24 protein-coding genes and 2 pseudogenes are annotated in these 23,892 nt (G+C 69.5%); 14 read left to right on the top strand and 12 right to left on the bottom strand.

The features are described from left to right. Positions 1-351: 351 nt before the first annotated feature. Together B5D66_RS07405 and B5D66_RS07400 are read right to left on the bottom strand one after the other, a co-directional pair. Entirely contained in the window at positions 352-1,383 is a 1,032-nt protein-coding gene (locus tag B5D66_RS07405) for a class I SAM-dependent methyltransferase (RefSeq protein ID WP_078760881.1), read from the bottom strand. 564 nt (positions 1,384-1,947) lie between these two features. Continuing rightward, positions 1,948-2,733 (bottom strand): helix-turn-helix domain-containing protein, encoded by a 786-nt coding sequence (locus tag B5D66_RS07400; protein WP_235000833.1) that lies wholly within the window; start codon positions 2,731-2,733, stop codon positions 1,948-1,950. Between the two features lie 97 nt (positions 2,734-2,830). Here B5D66_RS07400 and B5D66_RS07395 point away from each other — a divergent pair, with 97 nt between their 5' ends. Then, a complete protein-coding gene (locus B5D66_RS07395; RefSeq protein ID WP_235000832.1) occupies positions 2,831-3,634 on the top strand; it encodes an SDR family oxidoreductase in 804 nt (267 codons plus the stop codon). A 460-nt stretch (positions 3,635-4,094) separates the two neighbouring features. Next, positions 4,095-4,316: a hypothetical protein gene (locus B5D66_RS07390; protein WP_078760880.1), complete on the top strand. Its 222-nt coding sequence runs from the start codon at positions 4,095-4,097 to the stop codon at positions 4,314-4,316. A 460-nt stretch (positions 4,317-4,776) separates the two neighbouring features. Here B5D66_RS07390 and B5D66_RS07385 read toward each other — a convergent pair whose 3' ends face one another. Further along, positions 4,777-4,971 (bottom strand): hypothetical protein, encoded by a 195-nt coding sequence (locus tag B5D66_RS07385; RefSeq protein WP_078760879.1) that lies wholly within the window; start codon positions 4,969-4,971, stop codon positions 4,777-4,779. Positions 4,972-5,046: 75 nt separating this feature from the next. Between B5D66_RS07385 and B5D66_RS26280 the strand changes: the two genes are divergently transcribed. The 4 genes and pseudogenes from B5D66_RS26280 (at position 5,047) to B5D66_RS07375 (ending at position 6,800) form a co-directional block, all read left to right on the top strand. Beyond that, the gene (locus tag B5D66_RS26280) at positions 5,047-5,169 is read left to right on the top strand and encodes a hypothetical protein (protein ID WP_268805236.1); all 123 of its coding nucleotides are present in this window, start codon (positions 5,047-5,049) and stop codon (positions 5,167-5,169) included. A gap of 146 nt (positions 5,170-5,315) precedes the next feature. Next, positions 5,316-5,521 (top strand): annotated as a pseudogene (locus B5D66_RS26595) (IS982 family transposase); the annotation flags it as partial. Between the two features lie 442 nt (positions 5,522-5,963). Beyond that, positions 5,964-6,218, top strand: coding sequence for a PadR family transcriptional regulator (locus B5D66_RS07380; protein ID WP_078760878.1), 255 nt, complete (start codon positions 5,964-5,966; stop codon positions 6,216-6,218). A gap of 3 nt (positions 6,219-6,221) precedes the next feature. Further along, a complete protein-coding gene (locus B5D66_RS07375; RefSeq protein WP_078760877.1) occupies positions 6,222-6,800 on the top strand; it encodes a hypothetical protein in 579 nt (192 codons plus the stop codon). Between the two features lie 364 nt (positions 6,801-7,164). Here B5D66_RS07375 and B5D66_RS07370 read toward each other — a convergent pair whose 3' ends face one another. The 3 genes from B5D66_RS07370 to B5D66_RS07360 all read right to left on the bottom strand — a co-directional run bounded on the left by B5D66_RS07370 (position 7,165) and on the right by B5D66_RS07360 (position 9,274). Continuing rightward, entirely contained in the window at positions 7,165-8,469 is a 1,305-nt protein-coding gene (locus B5D66_RS07370; RefSeq protein ID WP_078760876.1) for a replication-associated recombination protein A, read from the bottom strand. Positions 8,470-8,581: 112 nt separating this feature from the next. Continuing rightward, entirely contained in the window at positions 8,582-8,728 is a 147-nt protein-coding gene (locus B5D66_RS25675; RefSeq protein ID WP_200813555.1) for an MmcQ/YjbR family DNA-binding protein, read from the bottom strand. A 150-nt stretch (positions 8,729-8,878) separates the two neighbouring features. Next, positions 8,879-9,274, bottom strand: coding sequence for an MmcQ/YjbR family DNA-binding protein (locus B5D66_RS07360; RefSeq protein WP_078760875.1), 396 nt, complete (start codon positions 9,272-9,274; stop codon positions 8,879-8,881). A 125-nt stretch (positions 9,275-9,399) separates the two neighbouring features. Here B5D66_RS07360 and B5D66_RS07355 point away from each other — a divergent pair, with 125 nt between their 5' ends. Beyond that, positions 9,400-10,335, top strand: a complete 936-nt coding sequence (locus B5D66_RS07355) for a helix-turn-helix domain-containing protein (protein WP_078760874.1) — start codon at positions 9,400-9,402, stop codon at positions 10,333-10,335. A 27-nt stretch (positions 10,336-10,362) separates the two neighbouring features. Here the strand turns inward: B5D66_RS07355 and B5D66_RS07350 are convergent, their stop codons facing one another. From B5D66_RS07350 to B5D66_RS07335, 3 genes and pseudogenes are all read right to left on the bottom strand, one after another. Next, positions 10,363-11,385 carry an alcohol dehydrogenase catalytic domain-containing protein gene (locus tag B5D66_RS07350; protein WP_078760873.1) on the bottom strand — a complete coding sequence of 341 codons (1,023 nt, stop codon included), beginning with the start codon at positions 11,383-11,385 and terminating at the stop codon, positions 10,363-10,365. 113 nt (positions 11,386-11,498) lie between these two features. Next, positions 11,499-11,639, bottom strand: a pseudogene (locus tag B5D66_RS07345) (GMC oxidoreductase); the annotation flags it as partial. A 441-nt stretch (positions 11,640-12,080) separates the two neighbouring features. After that, positions 12,081-12,548: a PPOX class F420-dependent oxidoreductase gene (locus tag B5D66_RS07335; protein ID WP_078760870.1), complete on the bottom strand. Its 468-nt coding sequence runs from the start codon at positions 12,546-12,548 to the stop codon at positions 12,081-12,083. Positions 12,549-12,947: 399 nt separating this feature from the next. Here B5D66_RS07335 and B5D66_RS07330 point away from each other — a divergent pair, with 399 nt between their 5' ends. The 3 genes from B5D66_RS07330 (at position 12,948) to B5D66_RS07320 (ending at position 17,594) form a co-directional block, all read left to right on the top strand. Beyond that, positions 12,948-13,811 carry an aldo/keto reductase gene (locus B5D66_RS07330; RefSeq protein ID WP_078760869.1) on the top strand — a complete coding sequence of 288 codons (864 nt, stop codon included), beginning with the start codon at positions 12,948-12,950 and terminating at the stop codon, positions 13,809-13,811. Between the two features lie 623 nt (positions 13,812-14,434). Beyond that, positions 14,435-15,163, top strand: coding sequence for an exonuclease domain-containing protein (locus B5D66_RS07325; RefSeq protein WP_078760973.1), 729 nt, complete (start codon positions 14,435-14,437; stop codon positions 15,161-15,163). A 157-nt stretch (positions 15,164-15,320) separates the two neighbouring features. Further along, positions 15,321-17,594, top strand: a complete 2,274-nt coding sequence (locus B5D66_RS07320; protein ID WP_078760868.1) for a glycosyl hydrolase — start codon at positions 15,321-15,323, stop codon at positions 17,592-17,594. A 49-nt stretch (positions 17,595-17,643) separates the two neighbouring features. On the opposite strand, the gene B5D66_RS07315 is transcribed toward B5D66_RS07320, so the two are convergent. Then, positions 17,644-18,882: a phospholipase D-like domain-containing protein gene (locus tag B5D66_RS07315; RefSeq protein WP_078760867.1), complete on the bottom strand. Its 1,239-nt coding sequence runs from the start codon at positions 18,880-18,882 to the stop codon at positions 17,644-17,646. 174 nt (positions 18,883-19,056) lie between these two features. Next, positions 19,057-19,236: a hypothetical protein gene (locus B5D66_RS07310; RefSeq protein ID WP_078760866.1), complete on the bottom strand. Its 180-nt coding sequence runs from the start codon at positions 19,234-19,236 to the stop codon at positions 19,057-19,059. A gap of 51 nt (positions 19,237-19,287) precedes the next feature. Between B5D66_RS07310 and B5D66_RS07305 the strand changes: the two genes are divergently transcribed. Beyond that, positions 19,288-19,509: a hypothetical protein gene (locus B5D66_RS07305; protein WP_078760865.1), complete on the top strand. Its 222-nt coding sequence runs from the start codon at positions 19,288-19,290 to the stop codon at positions 19,507-19,509. 92 nt (positions 19,510-19,601) lie between these two features. Here B5D66_RS07305 and B5D66_RS07300 read toward each other — a convergent pair whose 3' ends face one another. Then, positions 19,602-20,282: an NUDIX hydrolase gene (locus B5D66_RS07300; RefSeq protein WP_235000831.1), complete on the bottom strand. Its 681-nt coding sequence runs from the start codon at positions 20,280-20,282 to the stop codon at positions 19,602-19,604. A 127-nt stretch (positions 20,283-20,409) separates the two neighbouring features. Here B5D66_RS07300 and B5D66_RS24960 point away from each other — a divergent pair, with 127 nt between their 5' ends. Genes B5D66_RS24960 through B5D66_RS07290 form a run of 3 tightly spaced genes read left to right on the top strand, consistent with a single transcriptional unit; the run spans position 20,410 to position 23,858 of the window. Next, positions 20,410-22,176 (top strand): MFS transporter, encoded by a 1,767-nt coding sequence (locus B5D66_RS24960; protein WP_144390014.1) that lies wholly within the window; start codon positions 20,410-20,412, stop codon positions 22,174-22,176. Further along, entirely contained in the window at positions 22,173-23,075 is a 903-nt protein-coding gene (locus B5D66_RS07295; protein ID WP_078760864.1) for a 5'-methylthioadenosine/S-adenosylhomocysteine nucleosidase, read from the top strand. Before B5D66_RS24960 ends, B5D66_RS07295 begins: the two co-directional genes overlap by 4 nt. A gap of 54 nt (positions 23,076-23,129) precedes the next feature. Further along, positions 23,130-23,858 (top strand): hypothetical protein, encoded by a 729-nt coding sequence (locus B5D66_RS07290; protein WP_200813554.1) that lies wholly within the window; start codon positions 23,130-23,132, stop codon positions 23,856-23,858. Positions 23,859-23,892 lie beyond the last annotated feature (34 nt).

Genomic DNA, 23,892 nt, shown 5'->3' with positions numbered 1-23,892 from the left:
TGTTCCTCGTTCCGTGTGGTCGGGAGGTCGGCGCCCCGTCCCGCCGGGCGGCACCTGCCGAGTGCCATCGGGGCGGTCCTAAAACGGTCTCCCCGCGCCCGTCGAGGTGGGGCGAGTCGCCGCTACCCGCACGCCCACCGGGCATGCGTGCTCGGTCCGAGAGCGCCGTCCCCCGCGCGGGGACGCGCCGGTCGGTGGACAAGCGGCGCGTCCGGCCCGGGAGCGCCGTCGTCGGGCACCGCCCCACGGCGTCGAAGGGAAGGCGCCGCCGCATCGGTGTCGCAGAGGGGTGGAACGGCGACGATGGCGCCGCCGCCTCCCCGGTCTCGGGCCGGCGACCGTCCCTTCGCGTCACCGCCCGGCCCCGGCCGGGCGTGTGGCGGGCGGCCGGAGCAGGCAGCGGCCCCGCCCCGCCCTGCCCCGCGCGCGCCACCGAGCCGGCCCTGGGCACGGCCCCCTGGGCGCCCCGTTCCGCGGCCAGCCCGGCCGTCCCTCGGCTCCCGGCCGTTCGCGGTGGGGGCCGGCGAAGCGGTAGCGCACCACCCACACCCCTCTGCGGGCCTGGGCCGGCCATCGGGCGAACAGGGCGGCCGTGATCCGCAGCGGCGGCGACAGCGCCCCCACCCGCTCCTGGACGCCGAAGCGCTCGTCGACGAAGACGAGGCCGGGGGCCAGCGCCTCGACGGCGCGCGGCTGGTCGAACCCGAAGCCCCGGTAGCCGCGGGGAATTCCCAGGCGCCGCATCATGGGCTGGGCCCCGACGGTGCGGGCCACCAGGCGCGGATAGGCGTTGAAGACCAGTTCACCGTCGTGGAAGTGCCCGGCGAGCGCGGTGAGCATCGCCCGCGCCCCGTCAGGGGGAAGGAGACCGACGAGCCCGTCGGCCACCACGATCGTGGGACGGTTCCGGGGCAGGCCGGCGAGCCAGCCGGCGGCGGTGACGTCGGCCGCCACCAGGTGCGCGCGGGCGCCTTCGGGCGACAGGGGCTCAGGGGGCAGCAGGGCACGGCGTAACTCCGCGGCCGCGGGCAACTCGACGTCGTACCAGTCCACTTCGGAACCCGGCCGGATCCGGTGGCGGCGGGTCTCCAGCCCGGCTCCGAGTTCGACCACCACCGCGTCGCGGTGGGTCGCCAGGAAGGATCGCACGGCGCGGTCGAGCATGACGCTGCGCAGGGCCGTGGCGAGGGCCACCGTGCCACCGACCCCGACACGGCCGGGGTCGACGTCCAGGCGCTCCAGCAGCGCGGCGGGCACCGGGTCACCGAGGAACGGCACGGACCGGCGCTCGTCCCGCGCCCGGCCGATCAACGTCACCACGAGCGTTCGTTCGACCGGGGACAGGTGGGCGAGACCGTAGCGGTCCGATGGCGGTTCGGTCATGCTCCTGCTCCTTCGCGGGGAGGGCGGGGCGGCCGGGCCTGGGCGGTCATGGTTCCGGCCGGAGAGGAGACGGCCTCGCCCGGGGCGTGGGGCGGCGGGGCCGGCCCGTCACCCACGGTCCTGGACGGAGACCCGTCCGTTGTGCGACGCCAGCGCCTATGGCCCCGACGCCCGGTTCCGGGGCGCGCGGGCGGGCAACGCCGGCGCGCCCCTGCGGACCACCGGAAACGGCACCGGCTATTCCCAGCCCGGCACGCCCACCGCGGCCGATCCCTACGTCGACCACGCCGACGTCCGTGTCCCCCGCGACGGGTTGGAGCTCTCCCGGGGGTGGGGATTCCCTCCAGCCTGGAGCCGAAACCACAGTGGGGCTTCCCGCCCGTCGCGGGATCACCTACAGGAGACCGGAAACCTCGACAATTCAGGCATGAAGAGCGCCCTTCCCGCTACCGGGAGGGGCGTGGTCGCGTGAACCGGATGCCGCCGCGGGCGGACCTGTCCGAGCGGCCGACGCCCGCGGAGCCTTCCGGCCCGAGGCGGCGAAGAACACCGACCGCACCGCGGTCAGCCGCCACCATCGGTCGCCTCCCCCTTCTCCTGGTAGACCAGGAGCTGGTAGCCGGGCACGCTGGCGACGTCGAACGCGTGGAACTCGATGCGCAGCAGGCCCCGGGCGGGGTGGCGCAGCACCTTCGTCTCATGGGTCTTGGGCCACACGTCGTGGCGCGCCCACAGGTCGGGGAACTCCGGGCTCTCGGCGTTGAGCCGGTCGAGCAGTTCCCGGAGCCGGGCCGGGGCGACCGCGAAGTCGGCGCTGGCCCGCAGGTTGGCCACGGTGGCCTCGGCGGAGGCCTGCCACTCGACGAAGAACCGGCGGCCCTGGGGATCCAGCAGGACCATCTCCAGCAGGTTCGCGGTCTCCTCGAACCCGGCGAACAGCTCCCGCGCCGCGGCGTTCATCGCCAGGACGTCGAGCACCGGATCCAGCACGATCGCGCCGGAGTCGCTCCAGGAGTCCATCAGGTTCAACAGCTCGGCCGGCACCGGCCGGACCGTCGCCTCCTCGTCGAGCCGGCGTGCCGCGCCGGCCAGCGCGTACAGGTGCCGGTCCTCGGCCTCGGTCAGCCGCAGCGCCCGGGAGAGGCCGGCGAGGACCACCTCCGAGGGGCGGGTCTCCTTGCCCTGCTCCAGTCGTCGGTAGTAGTCGACGCTCACCCCGGCGATCGCGGCGACCTCGTCGCGGCGCAGGCCGGGCACCCGGCGCTCCCCCGCCGCGGGCATGCCGACCTCCTCGGGCGTCACCCTGGCGCGGCGGGTCATGAGGAACTCGCCCAACTCGCTGCGTGACATGCCGTGAGCCTACCGACGGACACGGCGTGGCCGCCGACCGGTGGGGGGCCGTATCGCTACCCCCCGGATCGGCGGAACCGGTCGCACACTGGTCGACATGGACACGACACACGACACCCAGCACTCCGCCCGAACCATCTCCGGCACCCCGCTCGCTGGACGTGTCGCCGTGGTGACCGGTGCCTCCAGCGGCATCGGCGAAGCGACCGCCCTGCGCCTGGCCGGACTCGGCGCGAAGGTGGCGTTGATGGCCCGTCGCGGCGACCGGCTCGACGAGGTCGAGGACCGCGTCCGCGCCGACGGGGGAACCGCCCTGGCGCTGCCGACCGACGTCACCGACCGCGCTGCCGTCCTCGCGGCGGCCGACCGGGTCACCGAGGAACTGGGCCGGGCCGACCTCGTCTTCGCCAACGCCGGTGTGCAGCTGATCTCTCCCATCACCGACCTGGCGACGGCCGACTGGGACGCCCAGATCGACCTCAACGTCAAGGGCGTCATGAACACCATTCAGGCGTTCGTCCCCTCCCTGGAGGCGGCCGCGGCCGAGGGCCGAAGCGCCGACCTCATCATGACGTCGTCGATCGCCGCCGTGCGGATCCTGGAGGGCTTCCAGGTCTACTCGGCGACCAAGGCCTACGTCGCCCAGCTGACCCGGCTGCTCCGCACCGAATTGGGCCGCAAGGGGATCCGCGTGGGAGTGGTCGAGCCGGGCATGGTCGACACCGAACTGCCCGACCACGTCACCGACCCGGCCGCGAGCAAGCTCATGGCCGATCTCATCGAACGGATCGACGTCCTGTCGTCCGAGGACGTCGCCGAGACGGTCGCCTTCATGAGCGCGGTGCCCAAGCACGTCAACCTCACCGAGATCACCATCCTCCCGACGGAGCAGGTCATCTAGCGCTCATCGGCGACCAGAGATCCGAAATCTCCGAACGGACGTACACCCCGGGCGCGGGGACGGGCCGGCCCGTCCCCGCGCCCTGCCGAACCCCCCGTTGCCTCCCCTGGTCGTTCGACGGCGTTGAAACCCGCCGGCAACACCTGGGGACGCGGCCACCGGCCGTGAACGGACGGTTCCCCCGCCCGGCCATCACCGCAGGGCCACGGTTCAGCTGGCACCGGTGCCCCGAACTCCTTCACCGGGTCCTGGACCAGAGCGCGGGACCGCTACGCCTCCGGGCGGCGGTCCGCCTGATGCCGCTCTCCACCCGACCCGCGAGCCACATCGCCCCGCTGACCACCGGCGACATCCCCCAGGACACCAACGGCCAGGCGCTCGTCCGTCCCGGCGGCCCGCCGGCACTGGTCCCCGTACCCCCGCCGACCTGCCGATCTAGGCCCGGGATCAGCGGACCGACATGAACACCACCAGCCAGGACGCGACCTGGTTGTTCCCCGGCCGCGGGGCCGAGCGTCCCACGCACCCGCACGGCCTCGCCGAACCGATCCGCGACAGCGGTGCGCGCCCCGCACCGCTCGTCGTCGGGACGCTGGGGTTCGACCACGGGGCCACCACCCGGGTCGTCACCCAGGCCGGAGGGGCCTGGAACCGCTACACCTCCAACGACCACGCACCGTGATCGGGACCAGGGAGAACACGGGCCACTCGGTCAACGGCTCCTGCCGGTCTCGGCCCCTGGCCTGGACCTGCGCGCCGAGACCCATGTCGAGGTCGACGGCGGCCTGGTCCGTGGCCGCCTCCTGGACTACGGCGACACCCTGCCGTGGCCGCGGGGTCACGCTCACGAGGACATCCACCACGACCGCCCGCGGACCGGCCCCCTGGCCGTCGTCACCGCGGTGACCAGGGTTTTCGGCCCGACGCGCTGGTCGTGGGCCGCGGCCGGGCAACGGCGCCGCGTACGCCTCCGGCCAGACCACGGCCTGAGGTGACGGGGACGCCGGCGCACGGCCCGGGTGTCGATGCGACGAGCCGGCCGAGGACACCGGTCCGATCCCAAGCCGGAGGCGGACCGGATGTCCGCCCCCCTGCTGTCCGCACCGGGCCCGGCGTCAGCGAACGCCTCGTGCGCGCTCGCGCTACCGGGACCGCCGGTGCGCCTTCCACGCCCGGTGGAGTTCGCGCCGACGCTCGTACTCCCTCTTCGCCCGGAGCCGCGGATCTGCTTCGGGGGTCAGGGCCGCCGGGCCCATGACGTGCAGGAACGCGTAGTTGATATGGAATCCCATCCTGTACAGCAGCGAGAACGAGTCCTGCTCACGCGGCTTGTCCATGACCGTCCACCTCACCGTTCCCCCGAACCGCGGACGCACGCCGCGAGAGTGCAATCGAGCGGGGAATCCATTGCCGTGAAAACCGCGGTCTTCCCCACCCAGCAGCGTACCCGCCCGGTTTTCGCCACCCCGGTCAGCCCGCCCCGCTCGGCCGCCGGCCTCCGCACCAGCGTCCACGCCGAGAACCCGCCCCCCTGACCGCCTGGGGCGGCCTGGCCCAGGCCGCGGGACGGGGCGCACCGATCGGCGCGGCGAGCGGAGCGATCATGCCCGGTGCGGGCGGCCCCACCGCCCACGCCTTCGACCTCACTGATGTTCGGCCATGACCGCGTCCGGCGGGTCGAGCCGATCTGGGCCATCTACTCATTCGCCCGATCCGAGGGGACGAACCCGAGGTGGAGGTGTTCCCTTCCTGGTTGCCTCAGCTGATCGAAGCGGCGATTTGGACGTTGAAGAACCAGCTCGGGCCGGAGCGGTACGCGGTCCGCACCATGGAGGGGTGTGGGCGCGGGTATGTCAGCGCATCGTGGCGTTCAACGCCGTGATCTGACGTGACCGGCTGATCGATGCCCCGGCCAAACGGTCCTTGATCGCTTACGACCACTGACCAGGACACACAACAATCCCATCAACGATCCAGCCCTCAGTGGTAGGCAGGGGGCGGGGAGGACCGCTTCAGGATCTGGTGGCAGCCTCCGCGTAACGTGCCGTTACCCGGAGGCTTCATCGTGTCCAGGTTCGTCAACCCAGGCCGTCTGTCCGTCGGCAAGGTTCACTTATCGGAGGTCAGGTTCAGGAAAAAGCAGCGCCCGCGCGAACCGTCGCGCGGGCGCCGCGGCGTCAGGGTGAACGCCTTGTTTTCCCAAACCACACCACCCCGTCGGGTCAGCAGGTCCTGCCTGTGTACCAGGCGTACTTCCCTGGCGCCACCGATGTCGCTGCGCCCCGGAGGCAGGCACCGCTCGCGGTCTCCCTTGGGGAAGGTGTAGTCGATGCGCCGACTGTCGGAGGGCAAGGTCAAGCTCGGCGCCGGCACCCTGTACGGGGCACTGGACCGCCTGGCCGATCAGGGCCTGGTGGAGGTTTCGGGCGAGGAGGTCGTCAACGGCCGCAACCGCCGCTACTACCGGCTCACCGGCCAGGGACACGCGGTCTTGGCCGGTGAGGCCGAGCGCATGGCCCGCCTCGCCGAGCTCGCGCACCGTCTGCTCGCCCCCGGCCCCCGCCCCCAGACAGGAGGAGCCTGACCGATGGACGCCTACGAACGGCAGCTGCGCCGGGCACTGCGCTGGTACCCGCGCCACTACCGCGAGAGCCGCGGCGAGGAGATCGTGGCCACCGCGCTGGAACTGCGCGCCCCCGGCGCGCAGGAGGTGGACCGGGCCGAACTGCGGGGACTGGCCTTGGCGGGCCTGCGCACCCGTGTGCGCGAGCACCCGCCGCTGCGCGCGTGGGCCGCCTACCGCTTCCTGGGGGCGCGGGTCCCCTACCGGTATCGGATGTGGGCCCGCGACGACGTGGTTGGACGCTGGTTCGCGGTACGCCGGTTCGGTTGGGGCCTGGCGGCGCTCGTCGTCGTGATGGCGGCGTGCCTGCCGCTCGCCTACGGGGGAGCCCTGTACGCGGGGCTGGACCCGTGGGGGGACGACTACACGGTGGGACTGGCGCCCAAGGTGGTGGAGAGCCTGCTGGCGGCGGGAAGTCTGTGGCTGGTCTTCTGGGTGACGGCGCAGTTCGTGACCCGATTCGACCGCGACTCGGTGCTGGCCCGGCACGGCTTCGCCCCTGAGGCCGAGCCACCGGCCGGAGTGAGTGAGCGCCACGGCTGACACCGCCTCAGGAGAAGGCCTCCGTTACGAGGGGTATCCGCGTCGGATCTGGCATTACCCAAACCGCGTGGGCTGAGTCATGTGAAACGCTCACCGGAACAGTCGGACCGCGGCGGCCGGTTCGGGAAGCCGGGGCATATCACAGAACCCGTCGCGAGGGGCATCGCGCGGAAGCTGTCTCACGAGAGGATGTGAGAACGAAGTTCAGGGGCGAACCGAACACGGTCCGGCGGGGGTTCGCGTCCTCTCAGAACCGCTCATTTCCGCGGACACGGGACGTGCAGCAGCCCCCGGCGCCGAGGGCGTCACTCCACACAGGGGCGAGCAAGGACCCGGACAACGGATTCTTCACGGCGCCGGCCGGTCAGTCGCTTCGTCTGCGAGCACGCAGAGCGGCCCAGTGGCGCAGGCGGTCGGAGATCTGGGCTTCGTAGCCGTTACGGGTGGGCCGGTAGTACGTCTCGCGGTCCATGCCGTCGGGGAAGTAGTCGGCGCCGGAGAAACCGTCGGCGGTGTCGGGGTCGTACTGGTAGTCCTCGCCGTAGCCGAGATCCTTCATCAGCCGGGTCGGGGCGTTGAGGATGTGAGCGGGCGGCATGAGCGAGCCGGTGCGGCGGGCGGCGCGGTGTGCGGCGTTGAAGCCGCGGTAGACGGCGATGGACTTGGGCGCGGTGGCGAGGTAGACGACGGCCTGGGCGATCGCCAGCTCGCCCTCGGGGGAGCCCAGCCGTTCGTACACGTCCCAGGCGGCGAGCGCCTGCCGGAGGGCGTGCGGGTCGGCGATGCCGATGTCCTCGCTTGCGAAGCGGACCAGGCGGCGGGCGACGAACAGGGGGTCCTCGCCGCCGTCGAGCATGCGGGCGAGCCAGTACAGCGAGGCGTCCGGATCGGAGCCGCGCATCGACTTGTGCAGCGCGGAGATCAGGTTGTAGTGGCCCTCCTGCGTCTTGTCGTACAGGGGGGCGCGCTGCTGGATGTGGTGGACGAGCGCCGCGGTGTCCAGGGCGCTTTCGGTGTCGGGGAGGGCCTGGAGCTGTTCGGCCATGTTGAGGAGGTAGCGACCGTCACCGTCGGCCATGGCGATCAGGGCGCCGCGGGCGTCGTCGTCAAGAGGCAGCCGGAGGCCGGTGAGCTGCTCGGCGCGGTCGAGGAGCGTGGACAGCGCGGCTTGGTCGAGGCGTTTGAGGACGAGGACCTGGGTGCGGGAGAGGAGGGCGCCGTTGAGTTCGAAGCTCGGGTTCTCCGTGGTGGCGCCGATCAGGGTGATCGTGCCGTCCTCGACGTAGGGAAGAAAGCTGTCCTGCTGGGCACGGTTGAAGCGGTGGATCTCGTCGACGAACAGCAAAGTGCCCTGGCCGATGCCGCGCCGGCGTTGTGCGGCGGCGAAGACCTTGCGCAGGTCGGCCACGCCGGAGAAGGTGGCCGACACCGGTTCGAAGGCCAGGTTGCCGGCGTGCGCGAGGAGCCGGGCGATGGTCGTCTTCCCGACGCCGGGCGGCCCCCACAGGATGGCGGAGCTGAGACGCCGCTGGGCGACCATGCGGCCCAGCGGGGCGTCTGGGGCCAGGAGGTGGTCCTGTCCGACGACCTCTTCCAGCCGGGTGGGGCGCAGGCGGTCGGCGAGCGGCCGGGTGGGCTCCTCGTCGAAGAGCGGCAGGGTCGGTTCCATCGGTCTCTCGGGTCGGTGGCGGACGTGTGCGGGGTGGCGAGCCTTGCACGGGGACACTGGCGAGCGGGGGATCAGCCGCTTGTGGCGCTCCTCCCACACCAGGACGGTCGCGTCACGGCAGCCGTTCGACGACCAGGTCGCAGGAATCCTCGACCGCGTCGGCGACAGGCCCCTCGCTGACGCCGGGTCCCGGCCCGGGTGAGATCCAGTGGCCTCTGTCGAGGTAGCGGCCCGGTGTGATCGAGGCGTAGCCGTTCATGCGCGCGGGCGGGTTCGCGGTCGCGATTGCCCATGATGACCTGCCCGTCCGGGTCGACGGTGGCGATCGGGAACACCTTGCCCGCGACCGTGTACACGTCGAACCGGGGGTGAAGGGGCGTCCGGCGGGAACTCCTGATCCCGGCCGCGCTCACCGGGCCGCCCGCGCGCCGCTGCCGTAGGTGTGGGGGTCGACGGGCTGCTCGGCCTTGGGCAGGCGAGCGACGACGAGCCGGTAGGACTCGGTGACGAGTTCCCTGACGAGGGACTCATCGACGCCTTCCCCGCCTTCCAGCGTGATCCAGTGCTTCTTGTTCATGTGGTAGCCGGGAGTGATGTGGCTGTTGTGCTCCCGCAGGGCAAGGGCCTCGCCGGGCTCCGCCTTGAGGATCACGACGGGACGCCCGGGGACTTCGGTCATCAGCATGAACACCTTGCCGCGCACCTTGAAGACCTCCCAGTCGTCACCGAAGGGATGATCCAGCCAGGCTCCGGGAAGTTCCCGCGCACAGTCAGCGGCGGTCTTGTGCAGGGTCGGTCCGTTCATGAACGTCTCCTTCCTCGGGTGGTGGCGGGTCGGCGCCGAGGGACGCGGACAGTGCACCACACGGTCGCGGCGGCACCCCCATCCTTCCGTTGAAAGCGGCAAATCGGGCAGTAGGCTGCGGACACATGATGGTCGATAGGCGACACCCCAGGCCGGGCGGGCAGCCCGGACCGGCCGCGATCCCGCTGTATGGTTTCCAGCCCCCGGTGGGCACTCCCTACGGGCTGGAGGTGAGCACCGTCGAGGACTTCTTCGCCGAGCACGACGACTGGCCGTGGAACCCGCCCCGTCCAGGCCGCGCCACCTTCCACTACCTCATCGCGGTCACCGAGGGCGAGCTGCTCCACGATGTCGACCACGTCACGCGAACCGTCGCCCCCGGCCAGTGGCTGTGGGTGCGTCCCGGACACGCACAGTGCTGGCATCCGCCCGGCACCGCCCGCGGCCCGTTCATCCTCTTCGAACCGGACGTACTGACACCCGGCACCGCCCGCCTGCTGGCACCGCTCATCGCGCACGAGGCCCCCGCCGTCCTCAGCCCGCCCCCCGACGACGCCGCCTGGCTCCAGCAGACGGCACTCCAGCTCCTCGACGAACACCGGGCACTTGGACGCCGCCCCCTCGATGTCCACCACGCCCTGCGGCGCAGCCTGCTCGAATCACTGCTGCTGCGCCTTGCCAACGCCCCCGGCATCACCCCCGCGGGCGCGGCGACGGCCGGCACGGGCCGCGGGGACACCTACGGCCGGTTCGTGGACGCCTTGGAGCTGCACTTCCGCGAACTGCACCGGGCCGCGGACTACGCCGAGCTGCTGGGCTGCTCGGTCCGCACCCTCAGCCGCGCCGCTCGGGACGCCACCGGCAAAGGGGCGCGTGACCTGATCGACGAGCGGCGCCTCCTCGAAGCCCGGCGCCTGCTCGGAAGCGCCCGGTGGGACGCCCGGAGTGTGGCCGCTCACCTCGGCTTCACCGATCCCGCGAACTTCGGCCGTTTCTTCCGCAACCACACCGGCGTCACCCCGGTCGCCTTCGCGGCCCGCGCAATCACGGCCGATCCGTGAGCGGCGTGCGGCGCCCCCAATGCCCTCTCAGTCGTTCAGGACGACAACGTGCTTGCCCGGCGTCGTGCCGGTCTCGACGTCGGCCTGGGCATCGCGAACCCGCTCCAGGCCGTGGTAGACCTTCGCGACCGGGGCCCTGAGCCGTCCGGCGGCGATGGCGTGCAGATGCTGCTGGAACACCCGCGCGGGCAGGTCGCCGGCTTCGCCCGCGTAGCTGGTCAGCCGCACCCCGTTGGGGATCATGAACGGGGTGAAGTCGGGGACCGTCCACTGGCCCGCCAGGGCTCCGGTGAAGCAGACGGTGCCGTGGCGGCGGACGGCGCGGAAGGTGTCGGCGAGGACCGAGCAGCCCACCAATTCCAGTACGGCGTCGACGCCGTCCGGTATCAGCTCGCGCACCTGGTCGGCGATGGTGCCGTTGTCGACGAGAGGATGGTCGACGCCCACGGCTCGCAGGTCCCCGGCCCGGTCCGGGCTGCGGGTGGTGGACAGCACGGCGGCTCCGATGTCCTTCGCGATCGTGGCCGCGCTCAGCCCGACCGTGGAGGTGCCGCCGCGGATCAGCAGCGTCTGCCCGGCCTGTAGGCCGAGACCGGTGGTGAGGGATCCGTAGGCGGTCTGGAACATCTCCGGCAGGGCGCCGACGACGTCCCAGGGCAGGCCGGTCTCGAACGGGATGACCTGCCCCGCGGGGACGGCCACGTACTGGGCGTAGGCGCCGTCGAACGAGCGGCCCATGCCGCCCATCATGGTCGCCACCCGCTGGCCCGGGCGCAGCCCGCTGTCCGCGTCGGCCTGGTCGACCACACCGACGCCCTCGATGCCGGGGATGCGCGGGTAGGTGACCTCCGGATCCGACTCGCCCCTTCGGGTCGTGACCTCGGACTCGTTGACGCCGAACGCCTTCACCTTGATCCGCACCCATCCGGGCCGCGGCTCGGGCATCGGCACCGTGGTGACCTGAAGGGCGTCCAGACCACCGGGCTGGGTGACGACGACCGCCCGCATCGTCGCCGGTGCGGCGTCGTCGGCTGCTGTCGGCCGGCTCATACCGAACTCCTCTGTCGTGTCTCGTGCCCCGAAGATGTGGACCCACAGCCGTGGCTCCCGACGCGGCGGCGTGCCCGGCGAGGTCGTCGTCCGCCTCTACCCGATGGAGGTCATCACCTGCGGCGGCATCCTCGACCGGCGGCCAGGGCGGCGGCGCGGTGTTCGGTGAGGGCCAGGGGGGTGAGATCGGGGTTCGCGGTGGGCAGGCCCGGCATCACCGAGGCGTCGATCACGAACAGGTCCGCGACACCGCAAACCGCGCCGCTGGGAACACCACGGCTCCGGGTCGGATGTGCCGATCCCGCACGCCCCTATCCCACCCGACGGCCGATCCGCAGTGATCGGCCGTCGGCGTACCCCATGAGGCGCCTGCCCGACCGCGCCCGATTTCGCCACCAGGGCCTGAACGGTCTCATCGCTACCGCCCGACCCCCGGCCGACACGATCTCGTCCCCGCCCGCGTGGGCGTGGGTCGCTGTGTCGCTCCTCCCCTTGACCCCGACGGCGCGCTCGCCCTGGCGGCACTGCGCGACCACGCGGGACTCGTCGACGCGGGGCCGACGCGGGCACGGGCGGGCACGGGCGGGCACGGGCGGGCACGGACTCCGCGCCCGCCGGTGGTGCCGTGGGACCCGCGGTCGCCGACAGTGGCGACGTGGCGGCCGGACGCGCGGCCGGCCCGGCCCGGGGCCGGGTCAGGAGGGGGCGCGCCCCGCGGGGAACCCGCCGGTGGCCACCGGTCCCCACCGCTGCGGGGTGACGCGCACCAGGGCCTTGCCCTGGCGGCGCATGGCCTGCCGGTACTCCTCCCAGTCCGGGTGCTCTCCGGCGATCACCCGGAAGTACTCGACCAGGGGCTCGACCGCCTCCTCCCCGCTCAGCACCTCGGCGGTGCCGTCGACCTGCACCCAGGGGCCGTCGAAGTCGTCGGAGAGCACGACCACGCTCACCCGCTCGTCGCGCGCGGCGTTACGGGCCTTGACCCGCTCGGGGTAGGTGGACACCACGATCCGCCCCTGCCCGTCCACCCCGCAGGTGACGGGAGACGCCTGGGGGGAACCGTCGCGGCGCCGGGTGATCAGCAGCGCCTTGTGCCGTGGGGAGATGAACTCGATGAGCGCGTCACGGTCGACGGTGGTGTTGGTGGCGATCCTGGGACTCACGTCGTTCGCTTTCGTCGGCGTTCCTGTCGCGGGTTCCGGCCGGGCCTTCCCCCGCCCGTCGGGTCGACGCTATCCGACCGCCCCTCGGACCGGCGTACGCCGCTCCCGTCCTCGGAGCGAACGCGCGGCGGCCCGCGCGGCCGTACCCCGGCGCGCGGAAGACCCCCTGACCGGCCACCAGGTCACCACGGGCCGGGGCGGCGCGGGAGGCCCTGACAGTACCTGGAAGCGCCCCGCGGCGGGGAACCGGCCATCACCCCGGCTCGCGCGGCCGGCACCGGGAACGGCCCGGCCGCCATCGGACCTCCGCGGGAGCTCCGCCGTCCCGCGCGAGGTAGCGTGTCCCGGGAATCCCTCCGGGGGCCGACGGCGAACACGGATTCGAAGGGAAGAGACCGAATGGAACAACGCACCCTGGGTGAGGTCCAGGTCGGCGCGATCGGCCTGGGGGCCATGCCACTGTCGGTGGACGGCGGACCCGAGCCGCAACGCGCGATCCGCACCGTCCACGCCGCCCTGGACGCCGGGGTGACGCTGATCGACACCGCCGACGCCTACCAGCCCAAGGGCGCCGGCATCGGCCACAACGAGGAGCTGGTCGCCCGGGCGCTCGCCTCCTACGGCGGTGACACCTCCCGGGTGCTGGTGGCCACCAAGGGCGGCCACGTGCGCACCCCCGACGGCGGGTGGGACCTGGACGGGCGTCCCGAGCATCTGAAGGCCGCGGCCAAGGCCTCGGCCGCCCGGCTGGGGGTGGAGGCGATCGGCCTCTACCAGCACCACCGTCCGGACCCCCGGGTCCCCTACGAGGAGACGATCGGAGCCCTGGCGGAGCTGCTGGACGAGGGCGTGATCCGCATGGCGGGCATCTCCAACGCCGACGAAGGGCAGATCCGCACCGCCCAGGAGGTGCTGGGCGGCCGGCTGGCGGCGGTGCAGAACCAGTTCTCCCCGGCCTTCCGCTCCAGCAGGGGCGAGCTGGAGCTGTGCGCGCGTTCGGGCATCGCGTTCCTGCCCTGGAGCCCTCTGGGCGGGATCGCCAACGCCGGACGGCTCGCGCAGCGCCACGAGGTGTTCGCCCAGGTCGCCGCGGAACACGGGGTGAGCCCCCAGCAGGTGTGCCTGGCCTGGGAGCTGTCCCTGTCGCCCACCGTCATCCCCATCCCGGGCGCCTCCCGCCCGCAGAGCATCACCGACTCGGCTCAGGCCGTCGACCTGGAGCTGTCGCCCGAACAGCTCGCCCTGCTCGACGCCGCCGCGTGAGCGAGGACCCCGTGGAGCCGAGTCCCGCCGGCCACCCCGGGGTCCCTGTGCGGATCGGGCCGGTCACCCCCGGCGATCGGCCCGATAGGCGCGCTCTCCCGGGAAGAGCCTGACAGGCCCCCTGCCGATCGTGGGACTTCCAGCGGTCCGGTGCGGCTCGGAAGGGGTCGGTGCCCCCGCGACGGGTGGATCCCGCCGCCGGAGCCCTCCGGGGAACGCGGGGCGGAGCCGACGTCCCCGAACCCCGGTTCGGGTCCTCTCGACCGGACCGGCCTGGTCCACGGTCGGCGCCGCCGCGGCCACCGGCACGCGCCGGCCGCACCACCGTGAACCGCCTCGACGTGGCCGGCCGATGGCGCCATGACCCGTCCCGTGAAACGCCGTCCCCCACCGGACCGCCCGCCGAGCGGGCCGTCCCCTCCACGCGAAACGTCGGGGCGGTGTCCGCGCCCGGCCCGGCACCGGCCGGCCCCGCCTCCCCGTGCCCTCCTCGGCCCGCCGGCGAGAAGCCGGACTCGCGCGGCCGGCCCCGGGACGGACACGGCGCGTCCGGCGAGGCGGCCCGTTGGACGTCCCCGCCTGCGGGTAGCGTCATGGGGATCCGTCCCCTCACCGGAGAGCACATGAGCTGGCACTTGGGCCCCCTGGCCGCCTTCGACACCGAGACCACCGGCACCGATCCCGAGTCCGACCGCCTGGTCTCGGCCGCCCTGCTGCGCATCAACGGCGCCAGCGGGGCGATGACGCCGACCACCTGGCTGGCCGACCCCGGTGTCGAGATCCCGCAGGAGGCGACCGCGATCCACGGCATCACCACCGACCACGCCCGCGCCCACGGCCGGCCCGCCGCCGAGGTGATCGGCGAGATCCTGGCCGCGCTGACCGAGGTCGCCGCCCGGGGCGTCCCCCTGGTCGTCTACAACGCCCCCTACGACCTGACCCTGCTGGAACGAGAGGCCCGCCGCCACGGCCACCCAAGCGACGTCCTGACCGGCGGGACACTGCGGGTGATCGACCCGCTCGTCATCGACAAACACCTGGACCGCTTCCGGCGCGGCAGCCGCCGGCTGGCCGACGTGTGCGCCCACCACGGCGTCGCCTTCGACGGCCAGGCCCACGGCGCGCCCGCCGACGCGCTGGCCGCCGCCCGGCTGGCCTGGCGCCTGGCGGCCGACAACGAGGAACTCGCCACGCGCGCCCTGGAGGACCTGCACACCGCCCAGGCGGACTGGCGGGCCGAACAGGCGGCCTCCTTCGAGGCCTACCTGCGCCGCCGCGACCCCGACGCGCTCGTCGAACGGAACTGGCCCCTCATCCCCGCCCCGGACCACGCGGCGCCGGTGGGCGGGTGAGCCCCGCCCCACCGAGGGACGCAGGGTAACGTAGCAGTAACAGAACGGACATCATCCGTTGACATCGGCGGGGCTTCCGAGTCCCATGAGGTGGGAGCGCTCCCTGCACGGAGGGGTGCCATGGCACCCCACTTCCCCCCTGTTCGCGAGGCCGCCCATGCGAGTCCCACGTTCCCTCCTCCCCCGTGCCCTGCGGCGGGCCACGGCCGGCGCCACGGTCGCGCTCGTCGTCGCGGCCCTGCTCACCCCCGCAGCCCCGGCCGCCGCCGACATCATCACCGTCGGCTCCGGCAGCTACACCACCACCCGGCCCGCCGGATCCCGGGGTCCCTCCACCGAATCCGGCACCCCGGCCGTCCCCCAGGTCACCGCGGACTTCGACCAGCCGATCGTCACCAACGACTGGTGGTCCTCGCTGATCTTCCCGCGCTACGACGACGCCAGGTTCGGCCAGAACCTCTTCGCCCACCCGCTGTCCTACCGCGCCTCCGCCGGCGGACTGGGCATCGGCCACACCCCCGAACCGGTGATCATCCCCGACGGGACCAAGTACGAGTACCCACACACCACCGACCTGACCTTGGGGGTCGCCGGCCTCAACGCCTCAGGGGCCAAGGTCGCCGGATACGGTGACTGGACCGTCACCGCCGACCTGTCGGACTCCACCCGCCGCCTGCGCACCACGATCGGGCAGGGGCTGCCCTTCGCCTACGCCGAGGTCAGCGGCGGCCCCATCGAGGTGGAGTTCGCGGCGCCGCCCCAGGTGTTCGCCGAGCAGGGCGGCAAGCTGGGCGTCACCGTCGGCGACTCCCACTACGCGATCTTCGCCCCCTCCTCCAGCAGCTGGACCCGATCGGGCACCACCTTCACCGCCGACGGCTCCTACGCCTCGGTGGCGCTGCTGCCCAGCCCCGCCGACTTCGACCTGTACGCCGGCTACGCCTACTCCTTCGTCACCGGCAGCACCCTGGAGTACGACCACGATCCCGGCGCCGCCGAACTGCGCACCACCTACCGGGTGACCACCCAGGCCAAGGAGGGCGACCGCACCGGCACCCTCATGGCGATGTACCCGCACCAGACGCGGGCGGCGACCACCCCGTCCACCGGGCTGACCTACCCCTCGCCGCGCGGCACCATGACCGTGGTGGAGGGCGGTTCCTTCTCCACGACGCTCACCACCCACGGGATCCTGCCGAACCTGCCCACGGTCGCCTCCGCCGACCAGGCGCGGCTGCGTACCCTCATCGACCAGGAACTCGGCGCGGCCGATCCGTGGAAGGGCGCCACCGACACCTACTGGACGGGCAAGGCCCTGGGCCGGCTGTCCCAGCTGGTCACCATCGCCGACTCCATCGGCTACGTCGACGGCCGCGACCGGCTGCTCGGCCTGATCAGGACCAGGATGGAGGACTGGCTGACCGCCGGCGGCGACGGCGACCGCGCCCAGTTCCACTACGACGGGCAGTGGGACACCCTCACCGGCTACCCGGCCAGTTTCGGCTCCGACGACCAGATCAACGACCACGACTTCCACTACGGCTACTTCATCACCGCGGCGGCCACCATCGCCCGCTACGACCGCGCCTGGATCTCCGACGACCGCTGGGGCGCCATGGTGAAGACCGTGCTGCGCGACGTCGCCAACCCCGACCGCGACGACCCGATGTTCCCGTGGATGCGCTCCTTCTCCCCCTACGCCGGGCACGGCTGGGCGTCGGGGCACGCCGGGTTCGCGGCGGGCAACAACCAGGAGTCCTCCTCCGAGGGGATCCACTTCGCCTCGGCGACGGCGCTGCTCGGCTCCCTCATCGGCGACGAGGAGATCCGCGACCTCGGGGTCTTCATGTACACCACGCAGGCATCGGCCATGGGGACCTACTGGCAGAACCAGGGGGGCGAGACCTTCCCCGAGAACTTCGGCCACGACGTCGTGGGCATGGTCTGGGGCGACGGCGGCCACTACGCCATCTGGTGGGCCGGCGGCGCCGAGGAACTGTACGGGATCAACTACCTGCCCATCACGGCGGCCTCGCTGTACCTGGGCCACGACCCCGAGCACGCCGCGGCGATGCACCTGTCGCTGCGCGAACGCCTCGGCGGCGAACCCCAGGTGTGGCGCGACATCCACTGGGCCCACCTGGCGTTGTCGGACGGCCCGGCGGCGCTGGCCCGTTTCGAGGCCCAGTGGCAGACCTACGAGCCGGAGGCCGGGGAGTCCAAGGCGCACACCTACCAGTGGGTGTCGACCCTGGCCGAACTGGGCCGGGTGGACACCTCCGTCACCGCCGACACCCCGCACTACGCGGTGTTCGAGAAGGAGGGACGGCGCACCCACGTGGCGTTCAACGCCGGGACGGCGCCGCTGACGGTGACCTTCTCCGACGGCGCGACGCTGACCGTGGAGCCGGGACGGGTCGCCACCGGCTGACCCAACGGCCCGGGGCCGGCCGCCGACGCGGCCGGCCCCGGGCCTCCGGTCACAGCAGTGGCCGCAGCGGCCGCAGGATGGTCTCCCCGATCTTGGCGGGAAGGGGACGGCGGTTCCACTCGGCCATCGTCAACACCCGGGCGTTGGTGCTGTCGTTGTGGAAGACCTCCTCCAGGTGGGCCGCCACCCCGTCGTCGAAGATCTCCACGTTGATCTCGTAGTTGCCGGTGAGGCTGAGCCGGTCGACGTTGGCGGTGCCGATCGTGGACCAGCGGCCGTCGATCGTGGCGGTCTTGGCGTGCACCATCGCGTCCTCGAACAGCCACAGTCCCACCCCGCCGCGCAGCAGGGTGGCGTAGAGACCGCGCGACAGCCAGTCGGCCACGACGTGGTTGGAGTTGCGCGGCATCAGGACCCGCACGTCCACCCCCCGACGCGCGGCGGCGAGGAGCGCGCGCAGGATCGCCTGGTCGGGGATGAAGTAGGCCTGGGTGATGTAGATGTGGTCCTTGGCCTTGTCGATGGCCTCCAGGTACATGGCCCGGATCGGGTAGATGAGCTGTTCGGGGACGTTGCGGTGGGTGCGGATCCGGGCGTCCCAGTGCTCGGTGCCCATGTCGTCGAGGCGGGGGCGTCCCGGCCCGCGGTTGGCGTTCCAGAAGTCGCAGAACGCGTTCTGCAACTCCCACACCGCGGGACCCCGCAGGCGCAGGTGGGTGTCGCGCCACTCCGTGGCGTAGGCCTGGCCCACGTTGTAGCCGCCGATGAAGCCGATCTCGCCGTCGACCACCAGGATCTTGCGGTGGTCGCGCCCGGACTTGCGCACGTTGAGCAGCAGCACCCCGGGGCGGAACGCCGGGTAGCGGAGGACGTGCACCGAGGGCGGGAAGCGGAAGAAGGAGCGGGGCACGACGAGGTTGGCGAACCCGTCGTAGATGACGTGCACCTCCACGCCCCGCTCCGCGGCCTCGATCAGGGCGCGCTTGAACTCCCGTCCCACGGCGTCGCCCTTGAAGATGAACACCTCGAACATGATGCGGTGCCGCGCGGAGCGGATCGCGTCGAGCATGTCGCGGTAGAGGTCCTCGCCGTAGGCGTAGACGGTGACCGTCGTCTCCCCCACGGGCATCTCCTTGGGCGCGGAGCGGGGGAAGCTCGTGCGCTTGGGGCGGACCCGTTTGCGCCAGCTATCGATCGCGATGAGCGTGGCGACCACCGCCACCTCCGCAGCGACCACGGCGAGCAGGGCGCGTTTGAGCAGGGTCATGACGGTGCTGCGTCGCGGCATTGCGTCGTCTCCTCCAGCCGGTTGCAAGGGCGGGCACCGTCGACGGCCCGGACCCACGAAACGCGGACGTGACGGCGCGGGCCCCATGGCGGGGCGCAACCACCCTACGCAAAGACGGAGGGAACCCGGTGAACCGCCGCGTTTCCGCCGGACCCGGACCCGCCGGGTCCGGGGTCAGCGGAACGCGTCCAGGTGGTCGGCCACCCACTGCCGGAAGGTCCGCGCCGGCGCCCCGGTGATCTCCTGGACGGCCGTCGTGGTGGCGGCGGGCAGGGCCGTCAAGCGCGCGTAGGCGGACACCATCTCCTCGGCGGCGTGCGGCGGCCGGTCCTCCTCGCGCAGCAGCTCGCGCACCCGTTCCGGGGGATCTCCTCGAAGCGCACCGGCCGGCCCAGCACCTCCCCGATGACACGCGCCTGGTCCGGCTCCGGCGACGTCTCCCCGGCCCCCGCGGCGCTGTCCCACCTGCGCCGGATCCTCGCCTCGGGCGGGCACCCGCGCTTCGCCCGCATGGTGGAGGAGGCCGAGCGCCACCCCGACCGCGACGCCGTGTTCACCTGGCAGCTCGACCGGGTCCTGGACGGCCTGGCCGCCGCCCTCCCCCTGGACGACGGCCCCGGCCACTGACCCCGGGGCGGAGCACTCGCCATAGCGCTAAGCGACATCACAGCGGACTCGCCCCTATCGCCACAGATCAAAGACCACTAGGTGTCATTAAGTCAGCCATCGCTGAAGTGGCGCAGGAGGGGAGGAACGAGGGCCTCTGCGCCCCCCCTGCGGTAGAGCGCTGCAGGACGCCCCGACTCGAGCATCCGGCGTTCTCCTGTCGCTTCGAGGAATCCCTCCGTTCGGGTCACCTTGCGACGGAAATTACTCGGGTCCAGAGGGAAGCCCCAAATGATCTCATACACACGGCGCAACTCACTGACAGTGAAGGGCTCCACACAGAAAGCCGCCGCAACCGTCGTGTACTCCAGACGCCTCCTCGCCCCTTCCAACGCATCAGCAAGGATCACCGCGTGGTCGAAGGCCAACTCCATTCCTGAGTCAAGGGCGCTCGCGACAGCAGTCCAGCGCGCAGATCTGGCATCTGTACCCGCGACCGGAGCAGGAAGATCGGGACCGAGCGCCAGGTAAGCCACGGTAACGACTCTTCCTCGTGGATCACGGCCAGGGTCACCGTAAGCCCTCAACTGTTCCAGGTGAAGCCGGCCAACATCGACTCCCGTCTCCTCGTACAGCTCGCGCCGCGCGGCCCCATCTAGGGTCTCGTTACTTCTCATGTAGCCGCCCGGCAGAGCCCAACAGCCCGCGAAAGGCTCGTTCCCCCGTTCGACCAGAAGCACCTGAAGCACATCGTCACGGATCGTAAAGATCACCAAGTCCACCGTGACCGACATGGGCTCTTTATGGCCAATTGTCCTTCTTGTAGCACTCATCATCCCTCAATCTAAAGGTCAGCTTGACCAGAACCTCAAACCCACTTAAAGTCAAGGCGACCTTAACCAGTGAGGTGTTGGGGAGTTCATGAGCGACACCCAAGCGACGCCGACCACAGAAGAAGCGGTCTCCCAGTCAGGAGAGACCGCAGTGACCCGCCATCTATGCGCGGGCACCTACGTTGACCGTCCTTTTCGTGATCTTGTTATCCGCAAGGTGCACAACGCCCCCTATCGCCGGGTCGCTCCCTCTTACGGTTTCGACCTGGTGCCAGTCCTGAGGCACGCGTGGCACGCATGGGCGCTGGAAACCACGCTCTTGGCCGCGGTTCCCGGAATCCTCCTTCTTACTTGGTCCCTCGGCCACCGCCTCGCCGCCACACTGGCAGCAACGGGTTTCATCCTCTGCTCTCTGCTCTTGTTCATATTGCGTACCGCTCCAGAGATCATCCGTTTGAAAGTGACCCTGACCGCAGAGGAATGGCAAGAGCGGACCCGGAAGAATGGAAGGTGGAACGATTCAACAAGGCTACGCAAAAGAATCCGGTGGCTGAAAGCTTCACTTGGCGCCGGAGCAGCCACATCTATATTTCCCTGGATAGCGTCCCGCCTGCTCAACGAATCGCTAGAGAGCGCCCTTCCCGGCCTCATATCGATCCTATTCGGCGTAGTAATGCTAGCCGCTACCATCGGAGCTATACGGCAGCTCTTGCTGAATCACATACATGCGAATCCAACGCTACGCCCTTCTTCCCTAACTTCTCGCGAGAGGGCAGTGGACGCCCAGCAATTCCACGGCTGCACCGTCTATCGCCGACCTGAAGGAAGAGGGGGAGAAGAGTATGAGGAAATCAGGTTTCTCTCACCTGAAGAGAATGACCTCCGCTCCCCCTTCATCGGCAGTGGTGAACTGGTACACCGCTGGATCCCACCCTTGACCGTACAATTACTTCGCCCCGGAAACGAAGGGATGACACAGAGGAGACATAACTCTCTCCCATTCAATGCACATGAACTAGTCGATCATCTTCGGACAACAATAAAAGGGCTCGACAGTGGAACCGGCAGCGGCCGCATGCGCGGTTTACAAGTCACCGACCGGGTCTACGTTGCCGAAACCGACGTTTCGAAAGACCGTAGCCTCCTGACAGAACCACTGACCCCAGACCGTCTTGCGGAAATAATCGACAACCCCGATGAAAAAGCCGACCATTTCCTTGTGATCACGGCCCCTTACGCAGAGGCCGAGTTAATCACGACGGTTTTCCTGCGAGTAAGCATCAAAAGCCGGACTCTAAGCCTGGAATTTTCTTCTTGCGCTCTAACCCGAACCCTCGACGATCACCGGAAAATTGATGCCTACGCAGAGCACGGCAAGCTCGCAGTCGCCCGCTCGGCCTTACGAGAGGTGGTGGGGCTCCCGAGCACAATCCGGCGAACCCCTCGACTCATCCAAGCACCCATTTTCCTAATCTGCGCTCTTTGGTCCAGGAAGGACCGCTCGATCCGACCACGTCGGGGCATCCATATAGGTCCCAGGATAAGCATTCGCGAGAACGCCTCTCAAGACTGGCTTGAGATCTCCCAACGGGATCATGATGTGATCTTCGACCAAATGAAGATCATCGAACAGTGGATTCTGAAAGCCACTGAAGAATTTTTGGAGACACACGAGGTGGACACGTCCACCTTCAAGAAGCAGGCCGTCAACATTATCAACAGCGGAGTCTTGAACATGGGCGGCAAGACAGAAGTAAACAACTCCGCGATTGGCCGTAACTCTCGCACCCGTAATGAATCTTCAGGGAAACCTGACGACCAGGGCAACCAAAGCCAGGACACGGAGAACAAATGAAAAGCGAGAATATTCGCGAGATCACTAATAGCGGAATCATGAACCTAAGCGGAACCACACAGGTATACAGTTCAGCCGTGGGAGACGGCGCATCAATAGGAGAATCACACGATCACAGCCGAATTAATTTTCCCAACAGAATGGAAGAGGAGTGTCATATCGGCATAGTCACCATACTCGCAGAGGAAGCCGCCGCAGTCGTTAGCGAATTGGGAATCCCCCGCAGATCTCAGAAGGTCGGACCGCTACGCTTCTATAAAGGAGAAATAGACACAGGGGAGGGTGTAGCTAGGGTAGCCGTAATCCGAGCACTTTCCCAAGGACAAAGAGCAGCAATGGGTGCATTGGAGAATCTCCGCAGGTGCTTTTCTCCTAAGATCACGGCACTCGTCGGGATTGGGGGAGGCATCCACAGCAGTGTCGCCGTCGGCGATGTTGTGGTTGCCACACGAGTCGTTTACTACGACCTACGAAGGGAGAGCCATGAAGGCGTACAGCCCCGCGGTGAAGAACGGGAATCCCCTGCAAGCATACTGCATTCGGTGAACGCTTTCTTCACCGATCACGAAGAGCCAGCCACCCTCACTACAGCGACAGGAAAATTTCGCGTCTTCACTGGTCCGATCGGCTCCGGAGAAGCAGTCGTGACAGACGATAGGGGATGGATCAAGAAATATCTGACCTCCTATAACGACAAAATTCTCGCAGTGGATATGGAGGCTGGAGCGATCACTCAGTTTTCTCAAGAAAACTCCGCAATCAGCAGCGGCGCACCCGAATGGCTAGTCGTGCGTGGAATCTCAGATAAAGCAGACGCCACAAAGAACGATGACCACCATAAAGTAGCAGCAATTAATGCCGCGGCGACACTGAAGGCACTCATTCCCTACCTTATCTAGATTCTAAGCTGCCAGGGGCAGGGGAGGAACCCCTGCCTCCAGGAGGAGGTAGGAATGAACGAATTCATTATCGGTGTGTTGAGCTCCATCATAGCTACAGCGCTCACCGTCACCCTCGGCTGGCTGTTCTCCAGAGGAATCCGCCGCAGAATCGTAGCTCGACTGGCAGGTTTGACCGGACTAGGCATCCACTATGTCTACGACCAGCAGCGAGAAGCCGAACGGGATCTAGCCCTCGATCTTAACAACGCACGCTGGTTATGGGTGATGGCCGGTCGAGGAAATGCGCTGACACGTGACACCTTCGTTTCGTTATGGACGAAGTCAGCGGGACGACTGGAGAGCACTCGAATCCTCTTGCCTGATCCAGAAGGCGGTCCAGAATCATGGCTAACAAAGAGAGAGGAAGAAATCCAGAAAATCGACCCAGGGTTCCGGCCAGGGTTACTCGCCGAGCAAGTGAACGCGAATTTAACATACCTATCCGAGATCGCTCGCAAAACAAAGAACACCGCTATCCGCTTCTACGATCTCCCAAACATGTGTCGAGTGATCGCAACAGACGAGGCCGCCTACATAACCTTCTACAGGCCATCTGAACACGGCAGAAACTCACCTTGCGTTTACACGCAACGACCCAGCCTAATGTACGACTTTGCTTTACATTTATTTTCTAGAGCCTGGGAGGCAAGCCGCCCTCTGGACGATGGGGCACCCTACGGCCCGCATGAAGCCTCTGTTCACCCCTCACCTCCGCCTTCTCAAGAAGACAGGTCACTTTAGACAGTTTCCCGTAAACACTCCGGGACATAATGGA

The organism is Marinactinospora thermotolerans DSM 45154 (assembly GCF_900167435.1).
GTDB classification, from domain to species: domain Bacteria; phylum Actinomycetota; class Actinomycetes; order Streptosporangiales; family Streptosporangiaceae; genus Marinactinospora; species Marinactinospora thermotolerans.
The sequence above is the reverse complement of the archived record's forward strand: the minus strand, read 5'-3'. Positions and strand labels throughout refer to the sequence as shown.